11 protein-coding genes and 1 pseudogene are annotated in these 13,949 nt (G+C 50.2%); 6 read left to right on the top strand and 6 right to left on the bottom strand.

Going from position 1 to position 13,949, the window contains the following annotated elements; translation table 11 throughout:
- The first annotated feature begins 309 nt into the window (after nucleotides 1-309).
- The 3 genes from FGL10_RS04015 (at nucleotide 310) to FGL10_RS04005 (ending at nucleotide 2,723) form a co-directional block, all read left to right on the top strand.
- Nucleotides 310-1,257: a class I SAM-dependent methyltransferase gene (locus tag FGL10_RS04015; RefSeq protein WP_003707759.1), complete on the top strand. Its 948-nt coding sequence runs from the start codon at nucleotides 310-312 to the stop codon at nucleotides 1,255-1,257.
- Between the two features lie 205 nt (nucleotides 1,258-1,462).
- The gene (locus FGL10_RS04010) at nucleotides 1,463-1,942 is read left to right on the top strand and encodes an SMI1/KNR4 family protein (RefSeq protein ID WP_003707760.1); all 480 of its coding nucleotides are present in this window, start codon (nucleotides 1,463-1,465) and stop codon (nucleotides 1,940-1,942) included.
- 346 nt (nucleotides 1,943-2,288) lie between these two features.
- Nucleotides 2,289-2,723, top strand: a complete 435-nt coding sequence (locus FGL10_RS04005) for a hypothetical protein (protein ID WP_003707763.1) — start codon at nucleotides 2,289-2,291, stop codon at nucleotides 2,721-2,723.
- 287 nt (nucleotides 2,724-3,010) lie between these two features.
- Here the strand turns inward: FGL10_RS04005 and trxA are convergent, their stop codons facing one another.
- Entirely contained in the window at nucleotides 3,011-3,343 is a 333-nt protein-coding gene (gene trxA / locus FGL10_RS04000) for a thioredoxin TrxA (protein WP_002247584.1), read from the bottom strand.
- Nucleotides 3,344-3,641: 298 nt separating this feature from the next.
- On the opposite strand from trxA, the gene dnrN reads away from it, so the two are divergent.
- Nucleotides 3,642-4,115 carry an iron-sulfur cluster repair protein DnrN gene (gene dnrN, locus FGL10_RS03990; RefSeq protein WP_003707771.1) on the top strand — a complete coding sequence of 158 codons (474 nt, stop codon included), beginning with the start codon at nucleotides 3,642-3,644 and terminating at the stop codon, nucleotides 4,113-4,115.
- Nucleotides 4,116-4,183: 68 nt separating this feature from the next.
- On the opposite strand, the gene nadE is transcribed toward dnrN, so the two are convergent.
- Nucleotides 4,184-5,005, bottom strand: coding sequence for an NAD(+) synthase (nadE, locus tag FGL10_RS03985; protein ID WP_003707772.1), 822 nt, complete (start codon nucleotides 5,003-5,005; stop codon nucleotides 4,184-4,186).
- A gap of 196 nt (nucleotides 5,006-5,201) precedes the next feature.
- Here nadE and xseA point away from each other — a divergent pair, with 196 nt between their 5' ends.
- Both xseA and FGL10_RS03965 read left to right on the top strand, forming a co-directional pair.
- The gene (xseA, locus tag FGL10_RS03975; RefSeq protein ID WP_003707774.1) at nucleotides 5,202-6,557 is read left to right on the top strand and encodes an exodeoxyribonuclease VII large subunit; all 1,356 of its coding nucleotides are present in this window, start codon (nucleotides 5,202-5,204) and stop codon (nucleotides 6,555-6,557) included.
- Between the two features lie 478 nt (nucleotides 6,558-7,035).
- On the top strand, nucleotides 7,036-8,577 hold the full coding sequence (locus FGL10_RS03965) for an L-lactate MFS transporter (RefSeq protein WP_003707780.1): 1,542 nt from the start codon (nucleotides 7,036-7,038) through the stop codon (nucleotides 8,575-8,577).
- Nucleotides 8,578-8,772: 195 nt separating this feature from the next.
- Here FGL10_RS03965 and FGL10_RS03960 read toward each other — a convergent pair whose 3' ends face one another.
- The 4 genes and pseudogenes from FGL10_RS03960 to FGL10_RS12475 form a co-directional block, all read right to left on the bottom strand.
- The gene (locus tag FGL10_RS03960; RefSeq protein ID WP_003707782.1) at nucleotides 8,773-9,045 is read right to left on the bottom strand and encodes a type II toxin-antitoxin system YafQ family toxin; all 273 of its coding nucleotides are present in this window, start codon (nucleotides 9,043-9,045) and stop codon (nucleotides 8,773-8,775) included.
- Nucleotides 9,042-9,329 carry a type II toxin-antitoxin system RelB/DinJ family antitoxin gene (locus FGL10_RS03955; protein ID WP_036469338.1) on the bottom strand — a complete coding sequence of 96 codons (288 nt, stop codon included), beginning with the start codon at nucleotides 9,327-9,329 and terminating at the stop codon, nucleotides 9,042-9,044. Before FGL10_RS03955 ends, FGL10_RS03960 begins: the two co-directional genes overlap by 4 nt.
- Before the next feature lie 622 nt (nucleotides 9,330-9,951).
- Complete coding sequence (locus tag FGL10_RS03950; RefSeq protein WP_003707789.1) at nucleotides 9,952-10,608, bottom strand: HEPN domain-containing protein; 657 nt, start codon at nucleotides 10,606-10,608, stop codon at nucleotides 9,952-9,954.
- Between the two features lie 2,998 nt (nucleotides 10,609-13,606).
- Nucleotides 13,607-13,834 (bottom strand): annotated as a pseudogene (locus FGL10_RS12475) (biotin/lipoyl-containing protein); the annotation flags it as partial.
- Between the last annotated feature and the right edge of the window lie 115 nt (nucleotides 13,835-13,949).

Here is a 13,949-nt window from a genome sequence, read left to right as displayed (position 1 = left end):
ACAACGCCCGCGTCCGAAAGGTTCAGACGGCCTGAAGCAGGGAAGGGTAACGATACGGGGAATGTGAAGTTACAGGGTTGTCGCAAGCGGCTTGCTTGTGGTTTACATCGACGGCAACCTGCACAGATACGCTTTGCAAAATCAAAGCAACAAAAGAAACGCGCCCGTAAGGGCGGTTTAGGTTGGAAGGCGATGGCTTCGTATAACAAGATAAGCGGCGGATGGTATAGGGTTTGTCCGAAACGGTCAAGCAATCGGGCGTTAATTACAGTAAAATTGCCGTTTTCCACTTTATTCCGCCTGAAACCAATGACCGACATCACACCGTTTGCCAACCGCTTGGGCAAAAACATCAAACACCTTATGAAATGGGCGAAACGCAACGGCATCGAAGCCTGGCGCATTTACGACCGAGACATCCCACAATTCCCCTTCGCCGTCGATGTTTACGGCGATCGAATCCACCTTCAGGAATACGATACCGGCTGGCTGATGCGGCCCGGAGAATACGAAGCGTGGCTTGCCGGAGTATTGGAAGCCGTCGCCTTCGTTACCGGTTTTGCGCCCGAACAAATCCATCTCAAACGCCGCGAACGCCAAAAAGGTTTGCAGCAATACGAAAAAACCGGCAAGGCGGGCGAAGATTTCGTCATTGCCGAAAACGGCCGCAAGTTTTGGGTCAACCTTGATAAGTATTTGGATACGGGGCTTTTTTTGGATCATCGAAACACGCGCAAAAAAGTCGGCGAAACGGCGGCGGGCAAACGTTTTCTCAACCTGTTTTCCTACACCGGCAGCTTCACCGTCTATGCCGCCACCGGCGGCGCGGTATCCAGCGAAACCGTCGATTTGTCCAACACTTATCTCGATTGGGCGAAACGCAATTTTGAATTGAACGGCATCAGCCCCGAACAACACCAAATCGTCCGCGCCGACGTGTTCCAATATCTTCAGACGGCATATGGGGAAGGCAGGCGGTTCGACCTCATTGTGATGGACCCGCCCAGCTTCTCCAACAGCAAAAAGATGCCCGGCATCCTCGACATCCAGCGCGACCACAAAAAACTGATTGACGGCGCGATGAAACTGCTCGCTTCAGACGGCATTTTGTACTTTTCCAACAACCTGCGCAGCTTCGTTTTGGACGATTCGGTATCGGAACAATACGCCGTGAAAGATATTTCCAAACAATCCGTTCCCGAAGATTTCCGCAACAAAAAAATCCATCGGTGCTGGGAAATCCGTAAAAAGGCTTAAAATAAAGGCTGTGTTTTAGTAATCTGTTGATTTCAATTATTTGTAAGGGAAAAGACAATTATTTTCCGGTTAGGAATAAACCTATCCTGTTGAATATATTGAAGCCAAGTACGCTTATCAACACTATATTACAACACAGCCTAATGCAGTTAGACATACTGGTCAAAATGCATTAAAAAAAGGACGTTAATCAAGGAAATGAATAATGAAAAAATTAAATATCTGGAGAGATGAAGGAAAAGTTTCTGCTTCAATCATTGAAAAATTTGCAGAAAATTTAGGTGTAACATTCCCTAGATCGTATATATATTTGATAAGTGAACATGATTATTTATATCCCGAAGAAGATTGTTTTATTTTTATTGATAATAATAAGAATACAGATGACAGAAATATTTTATTTTTAGGATATAAAAAAGATGCCTCCTGTCATGAAAATATCTATACCTATTCATGCATTGATGATGAATATGGCTATGGAAACCAAGTTGTGGCATTTGGAATAAGTGCAAATGGCGATTATATTTGTTTTGATTACCGTAAAAATTCAAGTAATCCATCCATCGTACTTATGTATCATGATGAATTTTACGAAGATGAACTAGGTAATACCAAGATGATTACAGTTCCCATCGCACCTGATTTTGATAGTTTTATAGATAAACTTTATCAAGATGTAGATTAACTGGCACTACTAACCAGCATAGCCTGTGTAACCAACCAAAAAAGTGAAATGGTAGGATGTGCATTCATGCACACGCGGTTTTGGTTTCGCTGAACTCAGTTTCATGCTGCCTTAAAACCACTTACCTTTCCTTTTTACTTTAACTAATCGTAACTCTAAACTATGCCCACTCCCCCCTAAACATCCTCTCACCCAAGCTCTCTCCCAGTGAGCCATATAACGAAAGCGAAGCACCCGGTGCTATCACTTGGTTGTGGTATCAATCCCATGCGCCACCAAGTGCCTATTGCCTGTGTAAAAAAAGAAAATCAACTCACCGAAAAAACCAAGCAAAAGGAAATAAGCAATGGATACGAATAACTATGACAAAATTATGCCATTTAAGCCTGAAAACAAAGAGAGTGAGCTAAAAATCGCCGTAAGATTCCAACGAAGATTGATACCATCAAAAATTGTATATTTTTATACAGGTTTTATGGGATTATTGGTTTTTTTACAGAAATATCAAATTGTTCATATTTCTAACTTTAATGAATTAATGGATTGGCTCATGCTGTTATTTGTATTGCTCGGTGTATATAGTGTGATTTCTACAGTTTTTTTAACTATTTGCCCCTATTGCCACAGATTTCAAAAACAGTTTAATGGGAAAGTAATCAGCGTCGATAATCAAGAAATAGCTTGCAATCAAGGAGTAGTTCCATTTATTCATTATTGTAATCGATGCAATGCCCCACTTTCACCAAAAGCAGTAACAGATTATTATGAAAATAAAGCCTGAACGTACATGGTAGATGGTGCTTACACCCACGCGTTCCTTGCTTTGCTTTTTACTTATTTTCAGGCAGCCTTAAAACCACTTACACTTACTTTTTTGTTTGGCTGTGTTTTAGTAATCTGTTTATTTCAATTATTTGCAAGGGAAAAGACAATTATTTTCCGGTTAGGAATAAACCTATCCTGTTGAATACCTTGAAGCCAAGTATGTCTATCAACACTATATTAAAACACAGCCAAAATAAAAAAAGCCGCCGGATTAAATTCCGGCGGCTTTTTTTCATATTGCCGTTAGGCGATGGAAGCCTCAACAAAGGCAGTCAGCTGGCCTTTTGCCAATGCGCCGACTTTGGTGGCGACGACTTCGCCGTTTTTGAATACCATCAGGGTCGGAATGCCGCGCACGCCGAAACGGGACGGGGTGGCTTCGTTGTCGTCGATGTTGATTTTGACTACTTTCAGACGGCCTTCAAATTCGGCGGCAATGTCGTCCAAAATCGGGGCAATCATTTTGCATGGGCCGCACCAAGGAGCCCAAAAGTCCAGCAGGACGGGAAGGTCGGATTTCAAAACATCTTGCTCGAAGGCGGCATCGCCGGTGTGTACGATCAATTCGCTGCTCATTATTTTTCCTTTTCGGTTGGGATTGGCACGATAGCGTGCAGGATAGGGCTTGGGCATAAAAATTTCAAGTGGGCGGGCGGGATAATAGTTTTTCTGTACCGCCCCAATCGCCTTTGCAAATTCTAAAAAAACGGTTCGGACAGTATTTTATTTCTGAAAATTACTTTTATTATCAAAATGTAAGGAATACGTTTGAGGCTGTACATAAACGCGCGGGCGGTGTATGCTCCGTTTAAATAGATTCTTAAAGTATGAATGTTCAAAACCAAACCCGAAACCCTATAAAAGGAACACTGCGATGACTGATTTTTCCGTTTGGGAAACTGCTCCCTTTGGTGCGACTGTTGATCATATCCTGCAACGCTACCACAATGTACACCGTGCACAATTTGAAGAATTGGTGCCGCTGGCGCAAAAAGTGGCCCAAGTTCATGCCGATACCTTTCCGGCGGAAATTGCCGAGCTGCTTGCCTATATGCAGAACGAACTGCTGATGCATATGATGAAAGAGGAAAGGATGCTGTTTCCGATGATTAATCAGGGTGTCGGCCGGGGTGCGGCGATGCCCATCAGCGTGATGATGCACGAACATGAAGAACACGACCGCACCATCGCACGGCTCAAAGAGCTGACCGATAATTTCCAAGCGCCCGAAGGAGCCTGCGGAAGCTGGACACGGCTTTACGCTTTGACCAAAGAAATGGTGGACGACTTGAACGACCACATTCATTTGGAAAACGATATTCTGTTTGCCCGCGTACTTGCTTCTTAAGGGACGCGTCCGGATATTTCAATGCCGTCTGAAATACGGTTTTCCGTTTCAGACGGTATTTCCACGTTTCAGCCCAACAATTCGGGCGGAATGCGGCACACGGGAATCGGGTTGATTTTGTGCTGCATGGCGCGGTGAAGCCGCGTATAGATTTCCAGAACTTCGCGCTGCCACCCTTCAAAATCTTCGGGTTTGCGCGTGCCGTACACGCCCATTGCCCACTCCAGTTCGGGATAGCTTGCGCCCATCTGTTCCTCGTCGGTGCGTTCCGTATCCCACAGGCCGTCGGTTGGTGGGGCTTTTTGAATCGCCTCGTCCACGCCCAATGCTTCGGCAAGCCGGTAAACCTGTGTTTTGGTCAGGTCGGCAATCGGGCTGATGTCCACGCCGCCGTCGCCGTATTTAGTAAAAAATCCCACGCCGAAATCTTCAATTTTATTACCTGTCCCTGTAACCAGCAGTCCGTGTATCTGCCCGTAGTAGTACAGGGTCAGCATACGCAGGCGGCTTCTGGCGTTGGCGAGGGAAAGCGGCTGATTGTCAAATGCCGTCTGATGAATGCCGACGGTTTGCTCAAAGGTCTGGAAGGTGTCGGTCAGATCGACCGTTTGCGCGCTTACATTGGCATATTGCCGTTGCAGATTGCGGATGTGCAGCCTTGCCCGCTCAAGCTGGTCGGGGTGTTGGCGTATCGGCATATCCAGAAGCAGCGTGGTGCGACCGGTGCGGGCGGCGAGTGCGGAGACGACGGCGGAATCGATGCCGCCGGAAACGCCCACGACAAACCCTTTTGCATTTGCCTGAGCGGCGTATTCGTCCAACCATCGGGCGATATGTGTGATAACTGCCTGCGTATCCATTTTTCCTCCTGTCGAAAATATCCGCATCATAGCTTGTCGGCGGTTCAATTTGAATAGATTGCAGGCAGGTTGATGAATATTTTTCCCATTCCCCGCTTAAAAAAGTCATATGGGAAAAGGCGGGCGGCAAGATGGCGCGTGTTATAATATTGTTGACAATTTAGGCGGCTCGATGCCGCCTTAGGCTTCAAAACATATTTATATTTTTTACTATTTGATTGATTCGATGTCTGATTTTTTTCATTCTGACGTATTGTCCGTTTCTGAGTTGAACGCATTTGCCAAAAGTCTTTTGGAAAACCACCTTGCCGGTTTGTGGATTGCCGGCGAAGTGTCCAACCTGACCCGCGCCGCCAGCGGACATTATTATTTCTCGCTCAAAGACAGCCGCGCGCAGGTGCGTTGCGCGATGTTCAAAGGTGCGGCGGCGCGTTTGGCGAAGCCTTTGAAAGAAGGCGACCATATCGAAGTGTCGGGCAAAATCAGCATTTACGAGGCGCGGGGCGAATTTCAGATTACGGTGAACGAGGTACGGCTCAAAGGTTTGGGGCAGCTTTACGAAGCCTATGAGCGGTTGAAGGCGCAGTTGCAGGCGGAAGGCGCGTTTGCGGCGGAACGCAAAAAACCTTTGCCCGTCCGTCCGCAATGCATCGGCATCGTCACCAGCTTAGCGGCGGCGGCTTTACGCGATGTCGTGACCACCTTAAACCGCCGCGCGCCCGAAATCCCCGTTATCGTTTATCCGACACCCGTTCAAGGCACAGGCAGCGAGTTACAAATCGCACAAGCGATTAAAACCGCATCGCAACGCGCCGAATGCGACGTGTTGATTGTCTGTCGCGGCGGTGGCAGCATTGAAGACTTGTGGGCGTTTAACGAAGAACCGGTCGTACGCGCAATCGAAGCCTGCGCGATTCCGATCGTCAGCGGCGTAGGCCACGAAACCGATTTCACGCTCGCCGATTTCGTCGCCGACGTTCGCGCACCGACACCGACCGGCGCGGCAGAGTTGGTCAGCCCCAACCGTCAAGAATCTCTACATCGCCTCGCCCAAGCCCAAGGCCGTCTGAAAACCGTTTTGGAACAACGCTATTTCGATGCCAGCCAAAAACTCGACTGGCTTGTGCGGCAAATCCGTCATCCGCGCCAAAAACTCGACGAACAGCACACCTACATTCACAAACTGGCGCAAACCCTGTCTTACTCGATGACGCAAAACGTCCGCGCCCACACCGCCCGTTTCGAACGCCAAACCCAAGCCCTGCAACATTGCCGCCCCGATATTTCCGTTTACCGGCAAGACATCGAGCGTTTTCAGACGACCTTGTCGCACGCCTTCCGCCAGCTGCTCGCCCGGCACCGCCAAAGCCTGACCGCCCAAGCCTCCCTGCTCGAAGCCGTTTCGCCGCAGCACATTCTGGAACGCGGCTTTTCCGTCGTCAAAAATACACGCGGACAAGTCATCCGCAACGCCGATGTTTTGAAGCAGGGGCAGAAGCTGCACATTACCTTTGCCGACGGCGAAACCGATGTGCGCGTAAGCAAAGAACAAGGGCAGCAGGATTTGTTTGATTGTATTTAAACCCAATCGGAAAAACCGCTCCCCCGCCGCCGTCATTCCCGCGAAAGCGGGAATCCGGAAGCGAAAAGTGGTGGGAATGTATTAGAAATGACTGAAACTCAAAAAACCGGATTCCCGCCTACGTGGGAATGACGATTGATACGTTTCGATAATTTATTGAAGATGGCTGAAATTCAAAGTTACAGAAATTTATAAACAAAAAACAGCAACCCGCCGCCGTCATTCCCGCGAAAGCGGGAATCCAGTCCCTTGATCTTAAGATAATCTTTAATTCGTCATTCCTGAAAAAGCGGGAATCCAGAAGCGGAAAGCCGCAGGAATTTATTGGAAAAAACAGAAACCTCTCCGCACACCCGAAATGTTTCAGACGGCGCATCTTGGGGAGGATAAAAACCCGACCCGATATTTTTTTATAATTTTTAATAAGTTCCATTGAGAAAATGAATTTTTATTTTTCAACTGACAGAAAGAGGATGTTATGAAGTTTTTAGACCGTGAGGCAAGCATTGCCAAGCCAGGTTTCAACCGTTGGCTCGTACCCCCCGCAGCATTGGCGGTGCACCTTGCCATCGGGCAGATTTACGCCTATTCCGTATTCAACGCGCCGCTGACCAAACTTATCGGCATAACCGAATCGGCGGCCGGAGATTGGAAGTTGACGACCGTAGGTTGGATTTTCAGTATCGCACTCGCGATGCTGGGCGCGTCGGCCGCCCTGTTCGGCACATGGATGGAACGGGTAGGGCCGCGCAAAGCCATATTTGCCGCCGCCTGCTGTTTCAGCCTGGGCTTCTTCGTATCCGCATTCGGCGTGAGTACGCACAACCTCTTCCTGCTCTATTTGGGCAACGGCGTCATCGGCGGCGTAGGCTTGGGTTTGGGCTACATCGGGCCGGTTTCCACACTGATGAAATGGTTTCCCGACAAGCCGGGTATGGCGACCGGTTTGGCAATTATGGGTTTCGGCGGCGGCGCAATGCTGGCCTCACCGCTTTCCGTATCACTGATGAACGCCTTTTCAAACGCCGCTTCGGTCGGGGTTGTTGAAACCTTTGCCGTATTGGGTCTGCTTTACCTCGTACTGATGATGTTCGGCGCGTTTACCATCCGCGTACCTGCCGACGGCTGGAAACCTGAAGGCTATACCGCGCCGAAAACGCAAAACAAGCTGGTCAGCAGCAATCATGTCAACGTGTCCCAAGCCATGAAAACGCCGCAGTTTTGGCTGTTGTTCTGGGTATTGTGCCTGAACGTAACCGCCGGCATCGGCGTATTGGGTCAGGCATCCGTGATGATTCAGGAACTCTTTTCCGAAACTTCCGTAGGCAGGCAGGCGGCAGTCGGCGCAGGTGCGGCGGCAGGCTTCGTCAGCCTCCTGAGCCTGTTTAATATGGGCGGACGCTTTTTGTGGTCGAGCGTTTCCGACAAAATCGGACGCAAAAACACCTACACCATCTTCTTCGTACTCGGCTCGCTGCTGTATTTCGCCGTTCCCTCCATCGGCGAGGGCGGCAGCAAAGCCCTGTTCATCATCGGCTTCTGCGTGATTATTTCCATGTACGGCGGCGGATTTGCCGCCATTCCCGCCTACCTGAAAGACCTGTTCGGCACCTATCAGGTCGGCGCGATTCACGGGCGCATCCTGCTGGCCTGGTCAACCGCCGCCGTCATCGGTCCGGTACTGGTCAATTACATACGCCAAAGCCAAATCGACAGCGGCATACCGGCGGCACAGGCATACGGCGTAACCATGTACATTATGGCGTGCCTGCTGATTATCGGTTTGTTGTGCAACCTCGCCGTCAAATCCGTACACGAAAAACACCACGAAAAAGACATCAAGACAGCCGCACACAGCGGCAACCCCGATGACGAAACCGCCATATCCGACGCTTACCTTGTGGGCGAAAAAGTTTCCGGCGGCGGCATATCGGTCTGGTGGCGTTGGGCATTGGCCATCATACCGCTCGCCTACGGCGTGGTGATGGTCTTTGTCAAAGCACTTGATTTATTTTCCTAAAAATCAGCACAAAAATGCCGTCTGAAGGGTGTTTCCTTTCAGACGGCATTTTTAGCCGATTAAAATAGGAAATACTTAATATCGCCATTCCCGCGAAAGCGGGAATCCGGAAGAGGGAGGCTGCGGGAATTTATCCGAAATGACTGAAACTCAAAAAATCGGATTCCCGCCTGCGCGGGAATGACGATTTATACCTTATCCGAACAGCTCCGAATGCGTGCCCAGTCTAAACAGGCAGATTTCATCGCCATCCTGTCTGTATATCAGCAGCATATCAGGTTTGATATGGCATTCCCGATAGCCGTAATAGTTGCCGGTAAGGCTATGGTCTTTGTACTTCTCGGGTATCGGCTCGCCGTTTATCAGGCAGCCTGCAACGGTTATCCAGTCGTTGCCTAGCAAAATTTGCCACTGCTTTTTTGCATCTCTTTTGAACTGGTTGGCTGGAACAAGCTCAAACCGGCTCATTCTTCAAACTCCTGAATGTCTTTCTCCATCTCTTCAAGGCTTGAATAGGCTTTCAGCCTGCCTGCTTTCCAGTCTGCTTCTGCTTCTTCAATCGCTCTGCGGGTCGCGATATTGGGTATTCTTGCGTTGTGCTCAAACGAAAGCGGGATAGTCTGCGTTGCCGCTATCTGGTTAAAAAACAGTTTAACCGCCTGTGCGGGAGTCATGCCATAGCTTTCAATCACAGGGAATGCCCGCTCTTTCAGGCTCTCGTCCATTCGGATGTTGAAATTGATTGCGCCCATCTGATTTATCTCCATAAAAGTAAAACAATAATAAAACTTATGCTTTATTTATGCAAGATTATTCTTAACTCTGCGAGGTGTTGCAGCACGCTTTCCTTTATTTCCAATTTAAAAATCAGAATAAAATGAAACAAAGATATTAGAAATAAGTGAAATCTGTTCTGCCGTTTTATCCACGACTTTCGTGCGCTCAAATTACGCCAACAATTGAGATTTTGAAAATTGCGGTTTGTCCGTATCAACAGAAACTAATAGTTCCAGCATAGTATAAGCCTCATAAAAACAGTGGCGAGATTAATTTCACAAATCTCTACACATTTGATGATTATACATATTCAGCCCGTTTATCAATCAAATCACAAAACACAGCCTTTCAAAAAACAAACCGATTGCAGGCAATCCGGCCGATATCCGGTTTCCTCAAACCTATTTAATATTTTGATAAAAAAACGATTTTATCGTATCCATTAAACTATTCTCCCGCAGTTCGAATTCCGTGCCGCCGCATTCGGTGCATTTTACCGGCGGCGGCAGAACCGCGTCGGATCCCATCGTCCCGTAATACTTGCAACCGCATCGGCAACACGTCCAAGAAGAATCCCATTTAGGTGCAAAAGCCATTTCAAATTTCCCTTACAAACGGATAAAACAGCCTGCCCCAATCCTTGCCGGCGTGTTCCTGCATCACCGTCAGAATCAGGGGCAGCAGTGCGTTCAAGATATTGCACGCATCCTTGAGCTGGTTGCGGTTGGCACTGCTTCCGAAGGTTGCGCCGCCGTGCATCATCTGGTTTCTCAGCGTATAGAGGCGATCGAATAAAACCAGCAGCACCGTAGCCGTATCCTGTGCCGCCAGGGCGGCATTCAGTTTTTTGCGCGCGCGCTCGAAATTATCTTTCCAAGACGCTTCCGGAACCTTTCCGTTGTGGAAGTCCCAAAACGGCTGGAACACAAAGCGGTTGTCCAGAAGCGAACGGATTGCGCCGGAAAACTCCTTCCAGACCAGGCCGTAAATGCGCCTGTCCGCATCCAGCGCGCACACGTCGTTTAAAAACACCTGAAAATCATTGCGGTCGGCAGACATCGTCCGCCCGTCGATTTCCCGCGCGTAGGCGGCATTGAAGGCAACCCAAAAACACTGGAACGCCATATCCGCATCGTCTGCCGCCAACCGTTCCCGCGCCTTGTCCAGCCAGCTCAAAGAACGGTGGACGCGCAGGCGGAAGGCTTCGGAATACCCGTCGCGGCGGGTTTTATAGAGGGTTTTCACATCGTCCATACGGAAGCTCCTGTCAAAAAGTGTTTACGGCCGTCGGCGTATCGGGCAAGTGCATCATATAGTGGATTAACAAAAACCACTACGGCGTTGCCTCGCCTTGCCGTACTATCTGTACTGTCTGCGGCTTCGTCGCCTTGTCCTGATTTTTGTTAATCCACTATACCAAGCCGCAAGCCGTTTGCCCAAGCATTCGAAATGCCGTCTGAAAAACCGTTCAGACGGCATGGCGCAGGCATCAGTTGAGCATCAGTTCCTGCAGGCAGTCTTGGGCGATGTTTGCCGCATCGGGTGCGGTGCACACCTCGATTTTATCCGGTGCGACCGCACGGGCGAACACTTTTTTCCCTGCCTCTGCCGCAGGAAACTCGATTTTTTTAATTTTCAGCTCGGTATGGCCTTCTTCCATATTGCCGCCGTATGCGAGGTTCGATTGCGTGTGGAAAAGGTTGAAAATACCTTTTTCCGACACCACGCCGATTTCCTTCCATTCCTGGTAGGCATCGCTGCGGTTGATGCCCGCTTGGAATTTGCGGCGGCGGATTTTGCCGACATAGTGGGCAAACGGCGCTTCTCCGCCGTCGTTTGCGTCGGCGGTATGGCTGATGACCTTTACTTTGTCCGCATCGCAAATCCGCAAAATACCTAAGGCAACCCCCGTTTTGGCGGTCAATGCCGATTCATCGTTACCTTCCGCGTCCAGCGGGCGGTAAGCAGTCATTTGCGGCGGCGCATCTGTGAAAATGCGTTTGATCGATTCCTGCGTACGCTGCCAGCGTTCTTCGGCAAGTGCGTCCCTGGTTTCGTCGGTGGACAGCCCGAATGCATCGGTAACGCGCCTGCTGCGGCTGGAATTGCCCGCCAGCAGGATATGGACGTGTTCCGGCATCCGGTCGTTAAAGGCTTTTTTCATTGCGGCGAAGAAGCTCTCGATACCGTGTGCGATACGGTTGTCCAAGTAGCGGTCGAGTTCGTCGACTGGCAGGCGCAGGGTGCAGTTGGTACGGTTGCCGTCGCGGTCGATCAGGTCGATGCTTTCCGTACCTGTTTCGCTGATTTCGCCCTTTTCCCAGTAGGCGCGCAGCTTCAACATCAGCATCAGCGTATTCGTGCCTGCCGCCTGAGTTTTTTCCAACAGCATTTCCGAGCCGGCGAAATCTTCCGCATCGAGCGGCCGGGTAAAGGAAATGCGCTTGTCGCGGCAGATGTCCAGATTGTTGCGGAACACGATATACGCCAAGTTTTCCAAGAGGTTTTCGCCGCCCAGGAATTTATCGCCCGCCGCTTCGAGGTGTTCGAAGATTTCCTCAAGCCCCAAATTTTCCTCTTCCTCATTTGCCCAGCGGTAGTAGCCGTAGTCGAAGTCGGTCGTGCCTCCGCCGAAGTCGAACACGGCATAGGCGATGCCGTCGTCGGTCGGTTCGATATTGTGGGCGTGCATGGCGACGGCGACATAAGCCGCAGGCTCGGTTGCGCATTCCTCGACTTTGAAGCCTTCCATCACTTCCGTATTTTCCGCGAGCGGCTGCGGCAGGCTGCGGAGCAGGCCGCGCCGGAAGGAGGCGAGGATTTTTTCTTTTACGTCTTTCGGATAGGCGACGGGGAAGGTCATGTAATAATTTAAGAAAATGCCCCGGCTGCGCCAGTTGATGTTCAGCCCCAAGAACCACGCATACAGCTCGATGGGGTCGAATACGTCGTCTCCGCTGACCGCCAGCATCTGCCCTTTGACCGGATTGCGTAAAGACAAAGGCGCAAACTCATGCTCGAAACCTTTTGCCTGATCGGTAATCCGCAGGCGGAAGTCGCGGTCTTGGCGCAAGGCCCACTGCTTGATTTTGCCCAATACCGAGCCGACCACGCGCGGATTGCCGTCGTTGTGGCGGAAATTGAGCTGCGCCTCGTGCGAGCAGCGCACGTCGTCCCAGCGCACCAGCGGCTGATAGGCGGTTTCCCGCCATGCCTTCAAAAACGCCTGAAAATCGATAAATTCCAAAACCGTGGGGTTTTCGTAGTGTTCGGCGCGCGGCGCGGCGTAGAAATCGTCCACGCCGATGCGCAGCAGTTTGGCGCGGTTGTTGTCGTCGGTGTAGGAAACGACGGTGCTGCTCGTGCCGAAGTCGATGCCGACGTTGCCCGGGCGGATGTCGATTTTGGGATCGCGCGCGCGCAGTTTCAGCTTGTCCTGCTGCTCGTCATCCAAGCCGTGCGCCTCCCACAAGCCCTTGTTGACATCGCTGAACCAGTTGTCTTCGAGCTTGGGCAGGCGGCAGCGGCCGTAATCGATATCGGCAAGGACTTGTTTCAAAGAAGGCGGCAGCCCGGGCAGCCGCTTTAGGAGTTCGATGCGGTCGCCATCGGTCGGAACCAGTTGCATGCCTTTTTCGTGCAGATAGCAGATAAAGGCGGGCAGATAGGTGGCGACTTTGGTGTTGACGGCGGCGATGTGGCCGGAGGATGCGTCATAGTTCCCTATTGTGTCGTAATACAAATCCGTAATCCAATGTTCGGAGCGGTTTAAACAATGCCAGTAGTCAGACCCAAACAGCCTGTAATTATCTCCTTGCCGCCAAGGGTTGAACTTGCGAGCAAGACGGGTAAAGTGCTTAAGCTCCGTATCATTTGGAATACGCCATTCTTGGGAAGACAATATCTGATATATCTTGACGATCTTTTGTGCCCGGTCTTTGCTGTAAATTGGCTTATTCATATTCGTGTACCACACGGATAGGGTTTGGGTATCCAGCAGCAGGTCGCAGTTTGCCAGGGCGTTTTGGGCGGAAATGTCGGCACCGGCAGGCAGGATGGCGCACATCCGGTGTTGCCTTATGCTGTCGCAGAGGGCTTTGATACTTTTCGCGTATCGGTTTTGCCGCTTGGCAAGGTGGTTCTCCAAGGCGGAGAAATAATGATTTGGGTGCATTGCTTTGATTTCCTGTAAAGTACCCGAGGCTTCGTCTTGCCACGGGTCGGTTGTTTCAATGGTTTCGGACGGTTCTTCAGACTCGAGGATTAGGATGACATCGCCTTCGGAGACTTTGTCGCCGACTTTGACTTTCACTTCTTTGACCACGCCTGCCGCATCGGCAGTTACGTCCATCGTAGCTTTGTCGGTTTCCAATGTAATCAGGGTGTCGTCAACGGCAATAGTGTCGCCCGCTTTGACTTCTACGGCGATGATGTCGACGTTTTCATGACCGCCGATATCGGGGACTATGATGGTATTCATTTCGCCCCCCCCTTTGAAGCTTTCGGTTTGTTTGCCTGTTTCTGTTGCGTGGAAGGCTGGAAGTTCGACAGAACAGCAGCCGCAAATGAACTATTCATACTTCCTGTACTTGACC

This window comes from Neisseria lactamica (assembly GCF_901482445.1).
GTDB classification, from domain to species: Bacteria; Pseudomonadota; Gammaproteobacteria; order Burkholderiales; family Neisseriaceae; genus Neisseria; species Neisseria lactamica.
The sequence above is the reverse complement of the archived record's forward strand: the minus strand, read 5'-3'. Positions and strand labels throughout refer to the sequence as shown.